13 protein-coding genes and 1 tRNA gene are annotated in these 21,132 nt (G+C 75.8%); 10 read left to right on the top strand and 4 right to left on the bottom strand.

The genetic code is table 11. The features are described 5' to 3' along the window. Nucleotides 1-3 precede the first annotated feature (3 nt). Genes FHU37_RS28725 through FHU37_RS26410 form a run of 3 tightly spaced genes read left to right on the top strand, consistent with a single transcriptional unit; the run spans nt 4 to nt 4,879 of the window. The gene (locus FHU37_RS28725; protein WP_312892876.1) at nt 4-2,496 is read left to right on the top strand and encodes an ATP-binding protein; all 2,493 of its coding nucleotides are present in this window, start codon (nt 4-6) and stop codon (nt 2,494-2,496) included. Next, nucleotides 2,493-3,668, top strand: a complete 1,176-nt coding sequence (locus tag FHU37_RS26415) for a hydroxymethylglutaryl-CoA lyase (protein WP_179817139.1) — start codon at nt 2,493-2,495, stop codon at nt 3,666-3,668. Before FHU37_RS28725 ends, FHU37_RS26415 begins: the two co-directional genes overlap by 4 nt. A gap of 41 nt (nt 3,669-3,709) precedes the next feature. Beyond that, nucleotides 3,710-4,879: an acyl-CoA dehydrogenase family protein gene (locus FHU37_RS26410; RefSeq protein ID WP_179817138.1), complete on the top strand. Its 1,170-nt coding sequence runs from the start codon at nt 3,710-3,712 to the stop codon at nt 4,877-4,879. A 620-nt stretch (nt 4,880-5,499) separates the two neighbouring features. Here FHU37_RS26410 and FHU37_RS26405 read toward each other — a convergent pair. Both FHU37_RS26405 and FHU37_RS26400 read right to left on the bottom strand, forming a co-directional pair. Beyond that, nucleotides 5,500-6,027, bottom strand: coding sequence for a universal stress protein (locus FHU37_RS26405; RefSeq protein ID WP_179817137.1), 528 nt, complete (start codon nt 6,025-6,027; stop codon nt 5,500-5,502). Between the two features lie 288 nt (nt 6,028-6,315). Next, the gene (locus FHU37_RS26400; RefSeq protein WP_179817136.1) at nt 6,316-7,578 is read right to left on the bottom strand and encodes a GNAT family N-acetyltransferase; all 1,263 of its coding nucleotides are present in this window, start codon (nt 7,576-7,578) and stop codon (nt 6,316-6,318) included. Nucleotides 7,579-8,161: 583 nt separating this feature from the next. Here FHU37_RS26400 and FHU37_RS26395 point away from each other — a divergent pair. Beyond that, entirely contained in the window at nt 8,162-9,529 is a 1,368-nt protein-coding gene (locus FHU37_RS26395; protein WP_179817135.1) for a GlxA family transcriptional regulator, read from the top strand. Between the two features lie 514 nt (nt 9,530-10,043). After that, nucleotides 10,044-10,658, top strand: coding sequence for an oligoribonuclease (orn, locus tag FHU37_RS26390; protein ID WP_179817134.1), 615 nt, complete (start codon nt 10,044-10,046; stop codon nt 10,656-10,658). A gap of 178 nt (nt 10,659-10,836) precedes the next feature. Here the strand turns inward: orn and FHU37_RS29460 are convergent, their stop codons facing one another. Next, nucleotides 10,837-12,054: a cytochrome P450 gene (locus FHU37_RS29460; RefSeq protein WP_218904795.1), complete on the bottom strand. Its 1,218-nt coding sequence runs from the start codon at nt 12,052-12,054 to the stop codon at nt 10,837-10,839. Between the two features lie 182 nt (nt 12,055-12,236). Here FHU37_RS29460 and FHU37_RS26380 point away from each other — a divergent pair, with 182 nt between their 5' ends. The 4 genes from FHU37_RS26380 (at nt 12,237) to FHU37_RS26365 (ending at nt 17,240) form a co-directional block, all read left to right on the top strand. Beyond that, nucleotides 12,237-12,938, top strand: coding sequence for a PadR family transcriptional regulator (locus tag FHU37_RS26380; RefSeq protein ID WP_179817133.1), 702 nt, complete (start codon nt 12,237-12,239; stop codon nt 12,936-12,938). Between the two features lie 378 nt (nt 12,939-13,316). After that, entirely contained in the window at nt 13,317-14,132 is an 816-nt protein-coding gene (locus tag FHU37_RS26375; protein ID WP_179817132.1) for an ABC transporter ATP-binding protein, read from the top strand. Next, nucleotides 14,126-16,960, top strand: a complete 2,835-nt coding sequence (locus tag FHU37_RS29455) for an FtsX-like permease family protein (RefSeq protein WP_179817131.1) — start codon at nt 14,126-14,128, stop codon at nt 16,958-16,960. Before FHU37_RS26375 ends, FHU37_RS29455 begins: the two co-directional genes overlap by 7 nt. Before the next feature lie 204 nt (nt 16,961-17,164). After that, nucleotides 17,165-17,240, top strand: a tRNA-His gene (locus FHU37_RS26365). A 126-nt stretch (nt 17,241-17,366) separates the two neighbouring features. Here the strand turns inward: FHU37_RS26365 and FHU37_RS26360 are convergent. Then, a complete protein-coding gene (locus tag FHU37_RS26360) occupies nt 17,367-18,248 on the bottom strand; it encodes an alpha/beta fold hydrolase (protein ID WP_179817130.1) in 882 nt (293 codons plus the stop codon). A 172-nt stretch (nt 18,249-18,420) separates the two neighbouring features. On the opposite strand from FHU37_RS26360, the gene FHU37_RS26355 reads away from it, so the two are divergent. Then, entirely contained in the window at nt 18,421-20,484 is a 2,064-nt protein-coding gene (locus FHU37_RS26355; RefSeq protein WP_179817129.1) for a BTAD domain-containing putative transcriptional regulator, read from the top strand. The last annotated feature ends 648 nt before the right edge of the window (nt 20,485-21,132 follow it).

Raw genomic sequence — 21,132 nt, 5'->3', positions numbered from 1 at the left:
CGCGTGCCTGGTTCCGTCTTCGACACCGTCCTGGTCGCCAACCGCGGCGAGATCGCCGTCCGGGTGATCCGCACCCTGCGGCGGCTCGGCATCCGTTCGGTCGCCGTCTTCGACGACGACGACGCCGGGGCGCCGCACGTCGCGGCGGCCGACCTCGCCGTCCGGCTCGGCGGCCCGTCCGGCGGGCGCGGCTACCTCGACGCCGACGCCCTGGTGTCCGCGGCCCGGCGCACCGGCGCGGCGGCCGTGCACCCGGGCTACGGGTTCCTCGCCGAGAACGCCGCCTTCGCCCGCGCGGTGACCGCCGCCGGGCTGACCTTCGTCGGACCGCCGGCCGGGGCGGTGGAACTGATGGGCGACAAGATCCGGGCCAAGGCGGCGGTGGCCGCCGCCGGCGTGCCGGTGGTGCCCGGCGGCGCGCCCACGGGCGGCGCGTCGGACGGCGGCTCCGGGCCGTCCGGTGACGCCGCGCTCGCCGAGGCCGCCGCCCGCGTCGGCTTCCCCGTGCTGCTCAAACCCTCCGCGGGCGGCGGCGGCAAGGGCATGCGGCTGGTGCGCGAGCCGGAACTGCTCGCCGAGGCGATCGCCGCCGCCCGCCGCGAGGCCCGCTCCGCCTTCGGCGACGACACCCTGCTGCTGGAGCGCTGGATCGAGCGCCCCCGGCACATCGAGGTGCAGGTGCTGGCCGACGACCACGGCCACTGCGTGCACCTCGGCGAGCGCGAGTGCAGCCTGCAACGCCGCCACCAGAAGATCGTGGAGGAGGCGCCGTCGCCGCTGCTGGACGAGGCCACCCGCGCGGCCATGGGCCAGGCCGCGGTGCGGGTCGCCCGGGCCTGCGGCTACACCGGCGCCGGCACCGTCGAGTTCATCGTCCCCGCCGACACCCCCACCACCTGGTACTTCATGGAGATGAACACCCGGCTCCAGGTGGAACACCCGGTCACCGAGCTGATCACCGGGCTCGACCTGGTGGAGTGGCAGCTGCGGGTCGCCGCCGGCGAGCCCCTGCCCTGGGAGCAGCACGAGCTGCGCCGCCACGGGCACGCCGTGGAGGCCCGGATCTGCGCCGAGGACCCGGCGCGCGGCTTCCTGCCCACCGGCGGCCGAATCCTCGCGCTGCGCGAACCCGGCACGGCCGGGCCACTCCCCCCGCGCCGCGGCCACGGACCGGAACGGGGAGCTCCGGACGCTCCACACGGTCCGCACGCTCCGGACTCGCCGCACGCTCCGGACGCTCCGGACCGGGGGGAGCACTGGGCGGTGCGCACCGACTCCGGCCTGGCCCCCGGCGCGGTCGTCGGCTCCGCCTACGACCCGCTGCTGGCCAAGGTCGTCGCGCACGGCCCGGACCGCGCCACCGCGCTGCGCCGGCTGCGCGCGGCGCTCGGCGAGCTGTGCGTGCTCGGCACCGTCACCAACACCGGTTTCCTGCGGCGGCTGCTGGCCCACCCCGACGTGGTCGCCGGCCGGCTGGACACCGGCCTGGTGGAGCGATCGCTGGCCGAGCTGCTGCCCGGCGCCGGCACCCCGCCGCCGGAGGAGGTGCTGGTGGCCGCCGCGCTGAGCCGGCAGCTCGCCATGGTGCCCGAACCCGACGCCGACGGCTGGACCGACCCGTTCGCCGTGCCGTCCGGCTGGCGCCCCGGCGAGCGCGCCTGGACCGCGCACCGCCTCCGCCTGACCGCCGCCGGCCCCGGCCTCTCCCCCGGGCTCGCCCCCGGGCCCGGTCTCGCCGGGCAGACGCCGGGCGGCACCGGAGTGGCCGAGGTGCGGGTGCGCGGGCTCGGCCCCTGCTTCGAGGTGGCGGTGGGCGACGGGCCGCCGCGGCCGGCCCGCGCCACGCTCGGCGCCCCGTCGCCCGGCCGCGGCCGGGAACTGCGCCTGGAGTGGGACGGCCTGGTGCACACCTTCGTCCAGGCCCTGGACGAGGGCGGCGACGGCCCCGGCGAGGGCTGGCCGCTGTGGCTGGGGCGCGACGGCGACGCCTGGCGGCTGCGGGTCGGCGACCCGGTGGAGGAGGGCACCGGCCGGACCGCCGAGGCGGGCGGCGAACTGGTCGCCCCCATGCCGGGCACGGTCACCGTGGTCAAGGCGGCGCCGGGCGACGCGGTGACCCGCGGGCAGGCCCTGCTGGTGGTGGAGGCGATGAAGATGGAGCATCCACTGACCGCGCCCTTCGACGGCACGGTGGTCGAGGTCCGGGTGGCCCCCGGGACGGCCGTCGCCATGGAGCAGGTCCTCGCCGTGGTGCGCCCCGACGAGGCCCCGCCCACCGACGCCGCGCCGACGCCCGAAGCCGCCGCGACCGCCGAGGCCATCGGGCTCGACGGCGCGACCGGTACCACCGGCGCCACCGAAACCCCCGACGCGGCCGGCCCCACCGGCTCCGATGCCACCGGCTCCGATGCCACCGGCTCCGATGCCACCGGGGCGGGCACCACCGGGGCAGGCCCCACCGAAGCGGGCACCACCGCGGCGGAGGTCGCGCCGTGAACCCCCGTCCGGGCGACGCCGCCGCCGGGACGGGCACCGCCGCCCGGCTCGGCCCGCCGACCGCCGTGCCCCTGCCCGGGCTGCCGCCCCGGGTGCGGGTGCACGAGGTGGGGCCGCGCGACGGCCTGCAGAACGAGACGGCGATCGTCCCGGTGGAGATCAAGGCCGAGTTCGTCCACCGGCTCGCCGACGCCGGGCTGCGCACCATCGAGGCCACCAGCCTGGTCCACCCCGCCTGGGTGCCGCAGCTCGCCGACGCCGAACGGCTGCTGCCGGCGCTGCGCGACCTGCGCGAGCCGGTCGGCGGCCGGGAGGCCGTGCGGCTTCCGGTCCTGGTCCCCAACGAGCGGGGCCTGGACCGGGCGCTCGCCCACGACGTGCGGGAGATCGCCGTCTTCGCCAGCGCCACCGAGTCCTTCGCCCGGGCCAACCTCAACCGGACCGTCGCCGAGTCGCTGGAGATGTTCGCCCCCGTGGTCCGGCGGGCCACCGCCGCCGGGCTGACCGTGCGCGGCTACCTCTCCATGTGCTTCGGCGACCCCTGGGAGGGCGCCGTGCCCCCGGCCCGCGTCGTGGAGGTCGGCACCCGGCTGCTGGAGATGGGCTGCGCCGAACTCAGCCTGGGCGACACCATCGGCGTGGGCACCCCGGGCCAGGTCACCGCCCTGCTGGAGCGGTTCGGCGAGGCCGGCGTCGGGCCGGAACGGCTCGCCGTGCACTTCCACGACACCTACGGACAGGCCCTGGCCAACACCCTGGCCGCGCTGCGCGCGGGCGTCACCGTGGTGGACGCCTCCGCCGGCGGCCTGGGCGGCTGCCCGTACGCGCGCAGCGCCACCGGGAACCTCGCCACCGAGGACCTGGTGTGGATGCTGCACGGCCTCGGCATCGACACCGGGGTGGACCTGCGCCGGCTGGTCGCCACCAGCGTCTGGCTGGCCGGACACCTGGGCCGGCCGAGCCCCTCGCGCACCGTCCGGGCGCTCGCCGGGTCCTCCGAGGCGTCGCGGACCGCCGGGGCGCCCGAGGCGTCCGGGGCCTCCGGGGCCTCCGGGGCCTCCGGGGCGTCCGGGACCTCCGGGGATTCCGGGGATTCCGGGGACTCGGGGGCGCCCGAGAGCTCCCCGTCCTCCCCCGCCCCACCCACCGGGCCCACCCGGCCCACCCGCTGAACCGGCGGTCACCCCGCCGGCGACCCGCCAGGAGCCGCCCCATGCTGGACTGCCGTCTGGACGAGGAACACGAGGAACTGCGCCGCACCGTCGCGAAGTTCGCCCGCGACGTGGTCGCCCCGGCGATCGCCGAGCACTACGAGAACCACACCTTCCCCTACGAACTGGTGCGCGAGATGGGCCGGCTCGGCCTGTTCGGGCTGCCCTTCCCGGAGGAGTACGGGGGGATGGGCGGCGGCTACCCGGCGCTGTGCGTCGCCCTGGAGGAGCTGGCCCGGGTGGACTCCTCGGTGGCCATCACCCTGGAGGCCGGGGTCTCGCTCGGGGCGATGCCGGTCTTCCGCTTCGGCACCGAGGAGCAGCGGCGACGCTGGCTGCCGCGGCTGTGCGCCGGCCAGGCGCTGGCCGCCTTCGGGCTGACCGAGCCCGGTGGCGGCTCCGACGCGGGCGCCACCCGGACCACCGCCCGCTACGACGTGACGGCCGACGAGTGGGTGCTGGACGGCACCAAGTGCTTCATCACCAACGCCGGCACCGACATCACCAGCCTGATCACGGTCACCGCGGTGACCGGGACGGCGCCGGACGGCAGCAAGGAGATCTCCACGATCCTGGTGCCGGCGGACACCCCCGGCCTCACCGTCGGCCGACCGTACTCCAAGGTCGGCTGGTCCGCCTCGGACACCCGGGAGCTGTCCTTCACCGGCTGCCGGGTCCCCGGCGCCAACCTGCTCGGCCAGCGGGGCCGGGGATACGCCCAGTTCCTCAGCATCCTGGACGAGGGCCGGATCGCCATCGCGGCGCTGGCCACCGGCTTGGCGCAGGGCTGCGTGGACGAGTCGGTGCGCTACGCCAGCGAGCGGGAGGCCTTCGGCCGGCCGATCGCGGCGAACCAGGCGATCGCCTTCAAGATCGCCGACATGCAGACGCGCACCCACCTGGCCCGCCTGGCCTGGCGGGACGCCGCCGGGCGGATGTCCCGCGGGGAGCCGTTCAAGCAGGCGGCGGCGATCGCCAAGCTGTACTCCTCGGAGGCGGCGGTGGACAACGCCCGCCAGGCCACCCAGATCCACGGCGGCTACGGCTTCATGAACGAGTACCCGGTGGCGCGGTTCTGGCGGGACAGCAAGATCCTGGAGATCGGCGAGGGCACCTCGGAGATCCAACGCATCCTGATCGCCCGCTCCCTGGGCCTGCCCCAGCCCGGCTGAGCCCGCCGGGGCCCGGCCAGGTCCGGGCAGGTCCGGGCAGGTCCGGGCCAGGCGGGAAGTTGGGCCGCGGGGGGGGAGGTGTCGAGCCGTGGGAGGGGATGAGGGCCGCCCCCTCTGCTCCCCCGCGCCTCCTTGGACGGCTCCCCGCCTGCCCGCCCCATCCACCCTGCCGGCACCATCCACCCTGTCGGCACCACGCACACTGCCGGCACCATCCACACTGCCGGCCCCCGCACACTGCCCGGCCCCATCCACCCTGCCGGCACCAATGCAGCACGGACGCCAGGAACATGCCAGCCCCAACGGCGGATCCCCGCACCCGGCCCGGGGGGACCCCCTGATTTCAGGATCCCACAGCGCGATAACGCAGGGCAGCCCCCATCTCGCAGCCTGTGGATAACTTCCCACCCCCGGCTCCGTCCTGCGGCAGGAGGCCAGGAGGTAAGGAACAGGGCAGGGCGAAGACAGGAGATCAAGGCTTCAGGAGATCAAAGAGTCAGGAGATCAAGGCGTCAGGGAGCAGGCGATCAGGGGATCAGGGAACCAGAGCATCGAAGAACCCGGGACCAGAGGTCAGGGCCTCGGAGGTCAGCAGGTCAGCGGATCGTCAGGCCCACAGATCAGGGGATGACGATGACCGGCCGGTTGGCCCGGCGGACCAGCCGGCCGGCCACCGATCCGAAGAGTCGGGCGATGAGCCCCTGGCTGCCGCCGACCACGATGGCGTCGGCCGCGTACTCGACGGCGACCTCCTCCAACTCGTGGCAGATGTCCCCGCCGCGCTCCACCAGCACCCACGGAACCTCGGCGAGGTAGTCCGCGCAGGCCAGCTCCAGGCCCAGCACCTCGCTGGTGCGGTCCGGAACGTCCACGAACACCGGTGGCTCGCAGCCCGCCCAGACGGTGGCCGGCAGCCGGTTGGCAACGTGCACGATCACCAGGCCGGCGCCCGCCCGCCGGGCCATGCCCACCGCGTAGGCGAGGGCGCGTTCGCTGGAGACGGAGCCGTCGAACCCGACGACGACGGCGTGCCGGAACGCGGGATCGTGGTGTGGCGACGCGGACCGGGAGCGCTCCTCGGGGTCCACCCGCGGGTGGCGGAAGAGGGGATTGCCCTCGGTCGGCTCGTGCTTGTCGTGACCGGCCATGGGAACGCTTTTTTCGGCTCCGGAGGGGCGAGGGACGTGTGGCGCGGCCGACTGGGTGAACGGCACGGGGCCACTTCTTGACTCCCCGGTTACCCGCAGACCACGCGCGCCAATCCCCGAGGGAAGGGCGTGCGGGACATGATGCGGGAACGAGACCGACTGCGCCAGTGTTGCTCGGCTCCATGACGGAACGCATCTGAGGCGTGACCGAGACGGGCCGTCCCTCGCGATGCTCCCGTGCGCCCCCCGTGCATCGCCCGGCCACTTCCTCCCCAGTGGGCCAAACGACTACGGAGAGCGACGAGTCATGCGTGTCGCGGTCAGCCTCCGGCCGATGGCCGATGCGTAGCGGCCGACGGCGGGAGTTCGCCACCATCGGGCGGCGGTCTGTACCACGAAACCCCGACTGCGGTAGAGGGGCTGCCCCGCCGGCGTGGCGGTGAGGGTGACGTAGCGGTCCGGGTGGGCGGCCAGCACGGCGTCCACGACGGCGCCGGCGACCCCCCGGGAGCGGAACTCGGGCAGCGTGGCGAGGGAGTACAGGCCCACCGCCCGGCCGTCGTCGAAGGTGAAGGCGCCGGCGGCGGTCCGGCCGTCCAGGCGTCCCAGCCAGAAGCGCCAGCCGGGGACGTCCAGCAGGCCGGGCGGGAGCAGGCCGCCGCGGCGGTAGGGCTGGTGCGCGGGGAGCGGGAAGCCGTGCACGATGGCCCGCTCGACCTCGGCGAGTTCCGCGGCGTCGGTCGCCTCCCAGACGGCCGGCCGGGCGCCGTGGGCCGCCCGTCCGGGGCCCTGGCCGGGGCCGTCCGCGGGGCGCGGGGTGGCGTCCGGCCACTCGCCCGGGCCGTCCGCGGGCTCGGAGCCCTGCCCCGCCCCCACGGCGCGCTCCACCGCGGGCAGGTGCCCGCCGCCCCCCGGAGCCGACCGGAGCCCTCGGACCTTCCCGAAGCCCGCCACCGGCCCCACGACGGGCCCCACGGTGGCCTCCGCGACCGGCCCCGGGCAGTGCGCGGGGGCGCGGGTGGCCCGTTCCGCCGCCATGGCCGGATGGTGGGTGAGCTGGTGGTCCGGATCGTCCGATTTTCTCGGCGTGTCCACCAGCCATCGGGCGACGGCGGCACCACCGCGGCGTTCCTCGGCGGCGAGGGCGCCGGCCCCCTCCCGGCCGCAGGGGCCCGCCGCGGGCCCGCGCTGGCCCTGCGCGGCCACCGCGCCGGCCGACCGGGCCGGGCCGGGGCAGCGCACCATCACGGCCTGGTGGAGGGATTCCTGGGCCGGCAGGTCGGACAGGTCCAGGACGCCGAAGGGATCCTCGATGCAGGAGCGGCGGCTGCCCCAGTCGCGCAGCCGCTCGGTGATGAGCCGCCGTACCGTCTCGGGCTGGCCGGGGCGCCGGGTGACCAGCACCCGGTCGCTCGCGCGGCCGTCCGCGCCGGAGCGCAGCGCGAGCCAGCCCTCGCCGTGTTCGGTCTGCCAGCCGTGGAGCTCGGCGCGCGAGGACCACTGGGCGACCGCGTTGCCGACGGCCAGGAGCAGGGGTGCGTGCTCGTCCATGGCGGTGCACCCTAGCGAGAGCGCCCCGGGCGGCTACCGGCAGGGCCGGGTTTACCTGCCGCTTCGATGGCGCGTGCACGGCAGGTCGACGGGCGCGGCGCCAGCCGTGGGAGGTGACCGGTATCTGACCCGACGCATGTTTCCGGCCATTTTTGGCAGGGGCTCCGACATGGCTCAACGGCACCTCACGCCCCGACAGACCCAAAGGTCATGCACGGAGCGTGGTACTCCGCATGGCGAGGAAGCTCGGGATATGCAGGATTCGTCCGGCGCGCACTTCCGTCCGGCGGCTTCAGGTGACACGCTTCGTGGTCGTGGGAAACACGATGAGTTTCCTTGTCGACATAACGTCAGGAGAACCGCGTGGCACACGGAACTCGCCCAAGCCAGTAGATTCGATCTTGGGTACCGACCGGCCGTCCGAGCGACTGTTGCGTGCACGTTGGCGCGACGTCCAGCGCGGTACGCCTGTCATCGGAGGGGCTGTCAACCACGGCTCCCCCTCCTCGTACCCGTCGTTGGAGGACCTTCGCAAGTGGCCACCGGTGTTGGAGGGCGGACGTACGAGGGGGGCTTGACCGCCATGACGAGGGACATCAGGACGGATCCGGCCCGGGACCCCATCCGGGACACGGTCCGCAAGGCACCCCGCCCGGGCGGCGTGGCCGAACCCGGTCGCGCCCGAGACCTCTCTCCCAGACGTCGCCGCGAGACCGTGGCCGTGCTGCTCTTCGGCAACGGCCCGATCTTCGAGAGTTCCATCCCGATCTCGGTGTTCGGCATCGACCGCCGCGACGCCGGGGTGCCCCGCTACCGCCTGGTGGTGTGCGCCGGGGAGCAGGGGCCGCTGCGCACGACGGGCGGAGTGGAGCTCACCGCTCCGCATGGCCTGGAAGGGCTCGCCCGGGCGGGCACCGTCGTGGTGCCGGCCTGGCGCTCGCCCACCCACTCGCCGCCGGCCGAGGCGCTGGACGCACTGCGCAAGGCGCACGACGAGGGGGCGCGCATCGTCGGGCTGTGCACGGGCGCCTTCGTGCTCGCCGCCGCCGGACTGCTGGACGGCCGGCCGGCGACGACGCACTGGATGTACGCGCCCACGCTCGCCAAGCGCTTCCCGAAGGTGCGGGTGGATCCGCGCGAGCTGTTCATCGACGACGGATCGGTGCTGACCAGCGCCGGCACGGCGGCCGGCATCGACCTGTGCCTGCACCTGGTGCGCAGCGACCACGGCTCGGAGGTGGCCAACTCGCTGGCGCGGCGCCTGGTGGTGCCGGCCCAGCGCGACGGCGGACAGGCGCAGTACATCGACAGGTCATTACCGGAGGAGATCGGCAACGACCCGCTGGCCGAGGTGATCACCTGGGCGCTGGACCACATCTCCGAACAGTTCGACGTGGAGGTGCTGGCCGCGCGCGCCTACATGAGCCGCCGGACCTTCGACCGACGGTTCCGGACGCTGACCGGCAGCGCCCCGCTGCAGTGGCTGATCACCCAGCGGGTGATGCAGGCCCAACGGCTGCTGGAGAGCACCGAGGCGACGGTCGACGAGATCGCGCAGCTGTGCGGCTTCCGCTCGCCGGTGGCGCTGCGTGGGCACTTCCGGCGGCAGCTCGGGGTCTCCCCCGCCGCCTACCGGACGGCCTTCCGGGCCCGCCAGGCGATGGGCCCGGCCACCGGCACGCCGGGTACCGGCCACGGCACCGGGGCCACGCTGAACGGCTCCGGTTCGGTCGGCGCGGCTGCCGCCGCTCCGGGCGGTCTGAACGGCGCCGGTTCGGGCGTCCACGGGCACCCGGGGCACGGCTCCCAGGGGCTCCAGGGCGTCCAGGGCGAACGGGTGGGGCGCTCCGGCGGCCCGAGCGGGATTCCCGCGCCCCGCGACACCTCGCCGGAGGGCCCGGAGGAGCGTCCCGGGGACCGCAACCGCAGCCGCTCGCCCAGCAGGTCCTGAGCGGGCCTGATCGACGGGGCATCCCGCTTGGGGGCGTGCCCGCCCCGGTGCCGGCCCGGACCGGCGCCGGGGCGGGCACGCGCCGCCTGCTTGGCCTTCGCCGGGCGCTCCGCCGGGCCGCCCCTGCCGCCGTACCGCTGCCTTCAACTCTGCAGTTTTCAACCAAATACCCCTAGAGGGTCCAAGGGGGACCCCCTGTTCTCAGGATCCCACGAGTGGATCACCGCGCGCAGCCCTCTTTTCGCGGCCTGTGGATAACTCCGCCCGTGGATGACTCCGCCGGTGGACGACTCCGCCGTGGGACAACTGGAACCGGGGAAGCCCTGGAACCAGGGAAGCCCGGAACGCGGGGAAGCCCTGGAACCAGGGAAGCCCGGAACGCGGGAACACCCGGAGAGCGGGAACACCCGGAACGCGGGGACACCCGCGCGGAAGCCGCCCCGGGGCCGCCGGGCCGGGCGTCCTGGAGTACGGGCGGTCGCCGATCACGGCGCGGCCGTTAGGCTGGGTGGCCATGAACGACCGCATGGTCTGGATCGACTGCGAGATGACCGGGCTCGACCTGGAGGCCGACGCCCTGGTGGAGGTGGCCGCCCTGGTCACCGACTCCGAGCTGAACGTGCTGGGCGAGGGGGTGGACATCGTCATCCGCCCGCCGGCGGAGGCGGTGGCCGCCATGCCGGAGGTGGTGCGGCGGATGCACACGGCCTCCGGCCTCCTGGAGGAGCTGGACACCGGGGTGACGCTCGCCGAGGCGGAACGGCGGGTCCTGGCCTACGTACGCGAGCACGTGCCCGACGCCGGCCGTGCGCCGCTGTGCGGCAACTCCGTCGGCACCGACCGCGGTTTCCTGGCCCGGGACATGCCGGAGCTGGTCGGGCACCTGCACTACCGGATCGTGGACGTCTCCTCGGTCAAGGAGCTGGCCCGCCGCTGGTACCCGAAGGCCTACTACAACAGCCCGGAGAAGCGCGGCAACCATCGGGCCCTGGCCGACATCCGGGAGTCCATCGCCGAGCTGCGCTACTACCGGGAGGCCGTGTTCGTGCCGCCGCCCGGCCCGACCGCCGAGGCCTGCCGCCGGATCGCCGCCGCGAACGCGCCCGAGGCCGACGCCACGACGTCCTGACGTCCCAAGGCGTCCAGCCGGCCGCTCCCCGAGTGGCTGAGGCGACGGGCCACCGCCCGCCGCCTCAGCCTCACACCCGCCGCCCGCCGCCCGCCACCCAAGCCCTGACGCCGCCGCGACCCCGCGGACGACGCCCCCGCGCACGGCGCGGCCAACGCCCGCCCGCCCGGCCGGCCGGTCAGTCCCAGCGCACCGGCAGGTGCCGCAGCCCGCGGAAGACCAGGCTCTGGTCCCGTTCGACGATGCCGTCCTCGTCCAGCCGCAGTCCGGGCAGCCGGGCGGCCAGCCGCCCGAACGCGATCTCCCCCTCCGCCCTGGCCAGGGCCATGCCCAGGCAGGTGTGGATGCCGTGGCCGAAGGCCAGCGGGTGGGAGTCGTCGCGGCGCAGGTCGAGCCGGTCCGGGTCGGGGAACGCCTCCGGGTCCCGGTTCGCGGCCCCCAACATCACCACCACGGACTGCCCGGCCCGGATCTGCCGGCCGCCGATCTCCACGTCCGCCACGGCCAGCCGGTCGGTGCGCTGCACCGGCGAGTCGTAGCGCAGCAGCTCCTGCACCGCGGACGGCACGACCGACGGGTCCCCGCACAGCAGCCGCCACTGCTCCGGGTGCCGGAGCAGCGCCAGCACGCCGTTGCCCAGCAGATGGGTGGTGGTGAGGTGTCCGGCGGCGAGCACCAGCACCAGGTTGGCCAGCAGTTCCTCCCGGCTGAGCTGGTCGCCGTGCTCCTCCACCGTCGCGAGCTGGCTGATCAGGTCCTCGCGCGGGGCCCGGCGGCGGATCTCCACCAGGTCGGAGAGGTACTCGACGAACTCGCCGAGGTCGGTCATGGCGCCGAAGAAGGCCGCCTCGTCCATGCCCTCGTCGTCCAGCAGCCGGCCGAAGGAGCCGGACCACGCGCGCAGCTGCCCGCGGTCCTGCCGGGGCACGCCCAGCATCTCCGCGATGACGTCGACCGGCAGCGTCAGGGCGAGGTCGTCGACGACGTCCATCCGGCCGCGCTCCAGCGCGCGGTCCAGCAGGTCGTCGACCAGGGAGGTGATGGCCGGGCGGAGCCCTTCGACCATGCGCGGGGTGAACGCCTTGGAGATCAGTCGCCGCAGGCGGGTGTGGTCCGGAGGGTCGAGGAAGAGGAGCTGACGGGCGAACAGCGCCATCGCCGTGGGCACGCCCGGCGGCAACTCGTCGCCGCTCGACATCCGGGCCGCCGACAGGGCGGGGGAACGCAGGGCGGTCATGACGTCCTGGTGCCGGGTCAGCACCCACTGCCATCGCACGGAGTCCCACAGCACCGGGGCCCGCTCCCGCAGGGTCCGGTAGAAGGGGTAGGGGTCGTGCCTGACCACGGGCTCGCGCAGGGTCTCGATGGTGAGGGGGGAAGCGTCGGGGACGGTCACGTGGGGTGATCCTCCGCTCGGATCGGTCGGTACGTGTTCCGGCGAGGACACCGCGGCCCCCGGTCGTCCGCCGGACCTCTCCCACCTGACGTTACGTCATCGACCTTGCCGGGCGGCCACGGCGCCTCCGGCGGATGGACGGCTGTTGCGGCCACCCCGCATACTCGGTATACATACTGAGTATGTCTATCAAGTACGGGCTGCTGGCGCTCCTCGAAGGCGGCCCGCGGTACGGCTACCAGCTGCGGGCCGAGTTCGAGTCCCGCACCGGTGGCACCTGGCCGTTGAACATCGGGCAGGTCTACACCACCCTGGCCCGGGCGGAACGTGACGGCCTAGTGGAGAACGTCGGCACCGAGGACGGCAACCAGGTCTACTACGCGATCACCGCGAAGGGACGCGAGGAACTGCGGGTGTGGTTCGCCTCGCCGGTGGACCGCGCCGGTCCGCCCCGCAACGAGCTCGCGATCAAGCTGGCGATGGCGGTGGGCAGCCCGGGCGTGGACGTCTCCCAGGTCATCCAGACCCAGCGGCACCACACCATCCGGGCGCTGCAGGACCTCACCCGGCTCAAGGCCCAGCGGCTGGCCGCCCCACCGCGGGCGACCGACCGGGACGACGTCGCCTGGACGCTCGTCCTGGAGCAGCTGATCTACCAGACCGAGGCGGAGGTCCGCTGGCTGGACCACTGCGAGACCCAGCTCGGACGGATCGCCCGCTCCGTCCCCGCCTCACCGGCGCCGGCGACGGCTCCGGACACGCCGGCCGGCGGAACACCGCGGCCGGACCAGGGCGGGCCCGAGGAGGGCGAACGGGACGACGGCGCGCCCCCGCTGGCGGCCGCGCACGGCCCGGAGCGCCGCCGCGGTCGCCGACGTCACTGACCCAGCGGCGGTGATCGCGGGCGGGTCACGCCCGGGGCGGGGAGGGGACGTCCCGGCGTGACCCGGCCCCGCCGTCCGGCGCGCCCCACGTCGGCGTAGGACCCACCGCCGGGCGCGCCGCCCGGCCACCGGCGCGCCGCCCAGCCACCGGCCCCGGGCGCGCCGCCCCACGCCCGGCCCGCCCGCTCCACGCCGGCCCGCCCCCCGCGGCACGCCCGGGCCAGGAGCCGTCCCGGCCGCTCCCACCCGCTCGGATCCAGCCGCCGCCCCGCGCGGCGGCCACACCGCCCGCCGACGTCCGGCGGGCCCACCACTTCCACGGCGCCGCGCCGGCTCCCCAACCCGGCCCGGCCGCCCGCACCCGTGACAGGGGGAACCATGCCCAAACCGCCCGACCCGACCGGTGCCGCCGGCCCCGTCGACACCACCACCGCCGTGCTCCGCATGGAGGCGGTCAGCCGCGTGCACGGCAGCGGCGAGACCGCCGTGCACGCGCTGCGCGAGGTCGACCTGGCGGTCTTCCCCGGCGAACTGGTGGCCGTGATGGGCCCCAGCGGCTCCGGGAAGTCCACCCTGCTGACCATCGCCGGCGGTCTGGACACCGCCACCTCCGGCCGCGTCCACGTGGCCGGCCGCGAGCTGGGAGCGCTCAACCGCAGGCAGCTCGCCGAGGTTCGGCGGCGGAGCCTCGGCTACGTCTTCCAGGACTTCAACCTGATACCGGCGCTCACCGCCGCCGAGAACGTCGCGATGCCGCGTGAGCTGGACGGCGTGCCGGCGCGCAAGGCCCGCGTCGAGGCGCTGGCCGCCCTGGAGGAGATCGGCATCCGCGACCTCGCGGACCGCTTCCCGGACGAGATGTCCGGCGGCCAGCAGCAGCGGGTGGCGATCGCCCGCGCGCTGATCGGCGACCGTGGCCTCGTCCTCGCCGACGAGCCCACCGGCGCGCTGGACACCGAGACCGGCGAGTCGGTGCTGGCCCTGCTGCGCACCCGGTGCGACGCCGGCGCGGCCGGCGTGCTGGTCACCCACGAGCCCCGGCACGCCGCCTGGGCCGACCGGGTGGTGTTCCTGCGCGACGGCCGGCTGGTCGACGAGACCACCCGCAGCACCGCCGAGTCGCTGCTGCGCACCGTCCCGGCCGGATCGGACCCCACGGGCAGCGGCCCGGGCACGGACGGGGGTCGGTGGTGAGGCCCAGCGCCTGGCGGCTCGCGCTGCGCATCGCCCGGCGCGACGCCTGGCGGGCCAAGGGCCGCAGCGCCCTGATCCTCGCCATGCTCGCCCTGCCGGTCGCCGGAGTCGCGGCCGCCGACATCTCCTACCGCACCCAGCAGCTGACGCCCGCCCAGGAGCTGCGGGCCACCATCGGCGAGGCCGACGCGGTGTACGACTCCGCCCAGGTGGTGATGGGCGTCTCGGGGCCGGTGATGCAGACCCCGCTGGCCGACAGCTACTCGGGTCCCTACGAGGGCGCGCCGCCGGAGGGCTGGCGGCAGGCGCCGATCGAGCAGGTGGTTCCCGCCGGCTCCCTGGTGACCGAGGTGCGCGAGGGCTACGACGTCAGCATCCGCACGGAGCACGGCATCGACACCGTGGCGGTCCGGGAGGCGGACCTGGCGCAGCCGGTGGCCCGGAGCACCCAGGAACTGCTGGACGGCCGCTACCCGGAGCAGCCCACCGAGGCCGCCGCCAGCTCGCAGTTCCTGGAGGACTACGGGCTGGACGTCGGCGACACCACGGTGGTCGCGGAGCTGGACGACCGCGAGGTGCGCATCGTCGGCACCTACGAGAAGCCACGCGACCTGAACAGCGTGGAACTGCTCTTCACCCGCGGCTCGGTCATGGACGACCTGGCCGCGGCAGCCGCGGAGGATCCGCGGAGAGCCTCCTCCCCGGTGACCACCATGTGGCTGGTGGACGCCCCGGACGGCGGCGTGGACTGGGAGAGCGTGCTCACCGCGAACGAGGGCGGCTACGTCGTCCGCTCGGTGCAGGTCTTCACCTCCCCGCCGCCGGACTCCGAGGTTCCGTACTACCGCGAGTACGACGCCTGGGAGGGCGGTCCCGGCTTCTCCGCCGAGACGGTGCTGCTGGCCTCCACCGTCGCGGGCATGGCGCTGCTGCAGATCGTGCTGCTGTCCGGGCCGGCCTTCGCGGTCGGCGCCCGGCGCTCGCAACGGATGCTCGGGCTGTTCGGTGCCGCCGGCGCCGACCGTTCGCACACCCGCGCGGTGGTGCTGGGCGGCGGCATCGTGCTCGGCGTGGTGGGCGCGGTCGGCGGCCTGTTGCTGGGCGCGCTGCTGTCGGTGGTCACCCGGCCGTGGCTGGAAGAGGCGGGCGGGGCCCGGTTCGGCCCGTGGGAGTTCCGGCCGCTGGAGCTGCTGGCGATCGCCGCCGTCGGCCTGGTCACCGGCGTCCTCGCGGCGCTGGTGCCGGCCGTCCTGACCGCCCGCCAGGACGTCATGCAGGCGCTGCGCGGACGCGTCGGGGTGCGCCGCGGCTCGCGCCGACTGCCCGTCATCGGCGCCGTGGCGGTGGCCGCCGGAACGGCGCTGGCGCTGGGCGGCACGGCGGCCGGCCAGGGCGAGGTCGCCCTGCTGCTCGGCTCCGCGATCGCGGAGCTGGGGCTGATCGCGATCGTCCCGGCGGTCATCGGGGCGCTGGGTCGCCTCGGCCGTCGGCTGCCGCTCTCGCCGCGCCTGGCGCTGCGCGACGCCGTCCGCAACCGGCCCCGGACCACGCCCGCCGTGGCCGCGGTGATGGCGGCGGTGGCCGGCAGCGTGGCCCTGGCCGTCTACACGGTCAGCGACGAGGCGTACCAGGAGCAGGAGTACACCCCGGCGCTGCGCGACGGCATGGTGCTCGGCGGTGCCACGTACGACGAGGAGGCGCTGGCCGCCACGCGGGCCGCCGTGGAGCGCGCCATGCCGGTGACCGACCGGGCGCTGCTGCTGCGCCCCGTGGCGACCACGGAGGGCGGCGAGTGGGAGATGGACTCCTGGGTCGACGTCCAGCTCCCGGAGGAGAACCACTGTCCGTTCTACTCGGAGAGCGTGCCGGATCCCGAGCAGCTCAGCGAGGCGGAGCTGGCGGAACTGCGCGCCGACCCGCGCTGCGCGGAGGAGAGCACTCTGTACGGGGGCTCGACCTACAGCTTCGCCGGGGGCGGTGCCCTGGTGGCCGTCGATCCGGCGGAGCTGGCGGTTGTGCTCGGTCGCGACGACCAGGACGCGCGCGCCGCGCTGGAGGCGGGCAAGGCCGTGGTGCTGGACGAGCTGCTGCTGACGGCCGAGAGCACGGTGGAGATCGTGGTCAACACCCCGGAGGACTGGGAGCGCTACGAGACCGACCCGGAGTGGTCCCCGGAGCCCCGGACGCTGGATGCCGTGCCCGTGGATGCCTCACAGGTGATCAACGGCGCCCGGGTGCTGATCGCCCCGGAGACCGCGGCGAGCGTCGGGCTCACCGCTTTTCCGGACGTCTACGTGTGGCAGACCGAGCGGATGCCCACCGACGAGGAGGAGCAGGCCGCCATGGGGCTGCTCGATCAGAGCACCGCGGAGAACTCCTCGACCATCGCGGTGGAGCGGGGCTTCGAGCCGGACAACGGCGTGACGCTGCTGCTGCTGACCGCGTTCGCCGGCGTGGTGACGGTGGGCGCGGCCGGCATCGCCACCGGCCTGGCCTCGGCGGACTCCCAGCGCGACCTGGCCACGCTGGCGGCGGTGGGGGCCCGGCCGCGGGTGCGGCGGGCGCTGTCCGGCTTCCAGTGCGGGCTGATCGCGCTGATCGGCGCGGTGCTGGGTGCGGGCGCGGGGCTGGTGCCCGGCGTGGGCGTGATCTGGGCGCGGGAGTACACGGCCAACAACTCCTATCCCACGCTCTTCCCGGACAACTACCCGGTCGAGGTGCCGTGGTGGCACCTCGCCGCGGTGGTGACGGCGGTGCCGCTGCTGGCGCTGGTGCTCGCCGCGGTGTTCACCCGCTCCCGGCTGGCCGCCCGGCAGCGCACCGACTGACCGGAACGCCGCGCGGGCCCCGGCCCCGTCGCATCACCGACCGGGGCCGGGGCCCGGGGCCGGGGCCGGGACCCAGGGCCGGGCCCCGGGCCTGCCGGCCGCTCCGTTCGGCCGTCGGGGGCACCGCCGGAAAAGGGTGTGTGCGAGCACCCCCGCGGAGCCGGTATGCTTCTTCTCGGCCGGTGCGGAACAGCGCCGGACATGGTGGGTGTAGCTCAGCTGGTAGAGCACCTGGTTGTGGTCCAGGTGGCCGCGGGTTCGAGTCCCGTCACTCACCCCATCAGGAAGCCCCTGGGGCGCGGAAACGCGGCCCAGGGGCTTCCGTCATTCCGGGGCCGGCCGGCCACCGGGACACGGGCACTGGGACACGCCCACCGGGACACGGACACCGGTACGGGGCCGGTGGTCAGCGCGCGAGCAGGGCGCGGATCTCGGCGGTGACCAGGGCCGGGTCCTCCTCGGCCATGAAGTGGCCGCAGCCGACGGTGCGGTGGCGGAGGTCGGGAGCCCATCGGCGCCACAGCTCCTCGGCGTCGTAGCCGAGCGCCGCGCCCCAGTCCTGCTGGAGGACGGTGACCGGCATGGTGAGCCGGTTGCCGGCCTCCCGGTCGGCGGTGTCGTGCTCGACGTCGATGCCGGCGGTGGCGCGGTAGTCGGCGACGATCGAGGGCACCGCGGCGGCGCTCGCCTCCAGGTAGGCGGCGCGCACCGGGGCGGGCAGGGCGCCGGGGTCGCGGGTCCACACGTCGAGGAAGTGGCCGAAGAAGTCGTCGGCGGCCCCGGCGATCAGGCGCTCGGGCAGGCCGGGGGGCTGGGCCATCAGGTAGAGGTGGAAGCCGACGGCGGCGGAGGTCCCGCGCAGGGACTCCCACATCTCCAGGGTCGGGAGGATGTCCAGCAGGGCGACCCGGCTGACGGCCCGGGGGTGGTCGAGGCCGGCGCGGAAGGCGACCAGGGCGCCCCGGTCGTGGCCGGCCAGGGCGAAGCTGTCGTGGCCCAGGGCCCGCGCCAGGGCGACCACGTCGGCGGCCATGGTCCGTTTGGAGTAGACCTCGGGGCCCGTGGCCTCGGGCTTGTCACTGGCCCCGTAGCCGCGCAGGTCGGGGCAGATCACGGTGTGGTCGGCGGCGAGGTCGGCGGCGACGTGCCGCCACATCAGGTGGGTCTGCGGGAAGCCGTGCAGCAGGACGACGGGGGTTCCGGTGCCGCCGACGGCGGCGTGCAGGGCGACGTCGTCGGCGACCCGGACCCGCTGTTCGGTGAAGCCGGAGATGCGCGGGGTGGTCATGCGGATTCCTTCTCTCGTGGCAGGCTGGGCGGCGGGACCCGGCCGGCGGGCGCGGTCGGCGCGGCTGGCGTGGGGCCCGCCCGGGGCCGTGCCTCAAGCCTGCGGGCGGCGGATCAGCAACCGATGAGCACGCGGCGCGCCCTCGCGTCGGCTGCGGGAAGGCCGAGGGGCGATGCGGGTGGAGTTCGGGGTGCTGGGGCCGGTGTCGGCCTGGGACGCCGCCGGCGGCGAACTGCGACTGGGCGGCCCGCGGCACCGGGAGGTGCTGGCCCGGCTGCTGGCGGCGCGGCGCCGCACGGTGACCGTGTCGCGCCTGGTGGCGGACCTGTGGGAGGACCCGCCGGCCGGCGCGGTGGGGGCGGTGCGCACCTTCGTGGCGGCGCTGCGCCGGGCGCTGGAGCCGGATCGGCCGCCCCGTTCGCCGTCGCGGCTGCTGGTGACCGTCGGGCCGGGGTACCAGCTGCGGGCGGACGCGGACGCGGTGGACGCCTGGCGGTTCGAGGAGGCGGTGGCCCGCGCCGGCACGCTGCCGCCGGCCGAGGCGGCGCCGGCGCTGGCGGCGGCCCTGGGGCTGTGGCGGGGCCCCGCGTACGCGGACTTCGCCGAGGCGGAGTGGGCGCGCGGGGAGCGGGCCCGGCTGACGGCGCTGCGGCTGCACGCGGTGGAGCAGCGGGCGGAGGCCCTGCTGGCGTCCGGCGCGGCCCGGGAGGCGGTGCCGGACCTGGACGAGCACGTCGCCGCGCATCCGTGGCGGGAGGACGGCTGGCGGCTGCTGGCGACCGCGCTGTACCGGTCGGGGCGGCAGGGTGAGGCGCTCACCGTGCTGCGGCGGGCCCGGCGGGTGCTGGCCGAGCGGTTGGGCGCGGAGCCCGGGCCCGCCCTGGCCCGGCTGGAGCAGGACGTGCTGCGCGGATCCGGGCGGGTGGACCCGGTGCCGGACGGGGCGGGCGGGGTGTGGAGCCGGGCGGCGGCGGCGTACGACAGCGCGGTGCCGGTGCGGTCGCCGGCCCGCCTGGAGGCGACGGTGGGGCTGCTGCGCGAGCTGGCGGTGACCGGCGCGGGCGGCTTGGGGGCGGCGCGCGCGCACCGCGCCGCCGCGGTGGCTGCGGCGGAGGCGACGGGTGACGTGGAGCTGACGGCGCGGGTCATCGGGGTGTATGACGTGCCGGCGGTGTGGACCCGGGTGGACGACGTCGACGAGGCACGCACGATCGTCCACGCTGCCGCGCGGACGCTGGCCCGGCTGCCCGACGACGCCCCGCCGGCGGTGCGGGCCCGGCTGCTGGCGGCCGTCGCCGTGGAGTCGCGCGGCGACGCCACGGCCGAGGGGCCCGTGCCGCCGGCGGTGCGGGCGCCGGGCGCGGAGCCGTGGCGGGAGCGGGCCGCGCGGGCCGCCGAGGAGGCGGAGCGGATCGCCCGGCGGCTGAGCGACGCGTCGCTGCTGGCGTTCGCCCTGAACGGGGCGTTCATGCAGGCGTTCGGCAGGTGCGGGCTGGCTCCGCGCCGGGAGGCGATCGGCGCCGAGCTGGTCGCCCTGGCGCGGGAGCACGGCCTGGTCGGCTACGAGGTGCTGGGGCGGCTGGTTCGGCTCCAGGCGCTCTGCGCGCTGGGCGACTTCCCGGCGGCGGATCCGGAGGCCGAGGCCGTGGCGCACCTCGCGGAGCGGCGCGGGCGACCGCTGGCCGGGGTCTTCGTCACCTGGTACGAGGCGCTGCGTGCGACGGTGGCGTCCGACGACGGCGGCGGCGTGGGCGGCGGTACGGGCGGCGGCGCGGGCGGCGGCGCGGGGGGCACGGACGGGTACGCGCGGGCGGTGGCGGTGCTGGAGGGGTGCGGGATGCCCGGGCTGGTGGCGGGCCTGCCGGCGCTGGTCCGGCTGGCTCCCGTCGTGCGGGAGGGGCGGCTGCCCGCGCCGGGCGAGCTCGGGGCGCTGGACTGGGGCCCGTACGCGCCCTGGGCGCGGCCGTTCCTGCTGGCGGGCGAGGAGCGGTGGCAGGAGGCCCGGGCCGCGCTGCGGGCGGTTCCCCGGCCGCCGCACGACCTGCTCCAGGAGGCCATGTGGTGCCTGCTGGGCCGGGCCGCCGTCGCCGTCGGCGACCGGCGCATGGTGGAGCGGGCCGTTGCGGCGCTCCGCCCGGCGGCGGGCGAGCTGGCGGGGGCGGGCAGCGGGCTGCTCACCTTCGGGCCGGTCGCCGGACACCTGGACGCCTTCGCCCGCCACCTCGAGGGCCGGTGAGGGCCTGCGGGGTGGTGGGGCGGGCGGGCCGGGGCGCGTCGGGCGGGGGCGGTGGGGGTAGCCGCGTGCGGTGAGGCGACCGGGGGCAGTGAGGCGGCCGGGGAGTGGTGAGGCGGCCGGGGACAATGAGACGGCCGGGGGTGGGGCGGCCGGAGACAGTGAGACGGCCGGAGGTTGGTGAGACGGCCAGGGGTTGGTGAGACGGCCGGGGGTTGATGAGACGGCCCGCTGCCCCGTCGCCCGGCGCCGCTGCCCGATCCGGACATCCTGCGTTCGGTGTCGGCCGGCGACCACCGTCCGGCCCGTATCACGCCAGGAACATGCCAGTCATGTTCATACAAAACACCCATGTGTCTGGGGGGACCCCCTGTTTCAGGATCCCATGGTTTGATCACGCAGCGCAGCCCCCACGTACGGGTTGTGGATAACTCGGCCTCTGCCCGGAAGGTCCCCGCCGTCTCGCCGCCCGGCCGGGCGGCTCAGCAGCACCAGCCGGCTCCGTAGGGCAGTTCCGTAGGGCAGTTCCGTAAGGCAGTTCCGCAGGACAGTTCCGTAGGCCTCCGCAGGGCCGGCCGGCCCCGCCGCCGGAGCACCCGTCCCGCTGCCGGAGCGCCCGGCCCACCCGCCCGAGCGCCGAGGCGGCCCCGC

It is taken from the genome of Allostreptomyces psammosilenae, from assembly GCF_013407765.1.
Classification (GTDB): domain Bacteria; phylum Actinomycetota; class Actinomycetes; order Streptomycetales; family Streptomycetaceae; genus Allostreptomyces; species Allostreptomyces psammosilenae.
This window is presented reverse-complemented; position numbering and strand designations above follow the sequence as displayed.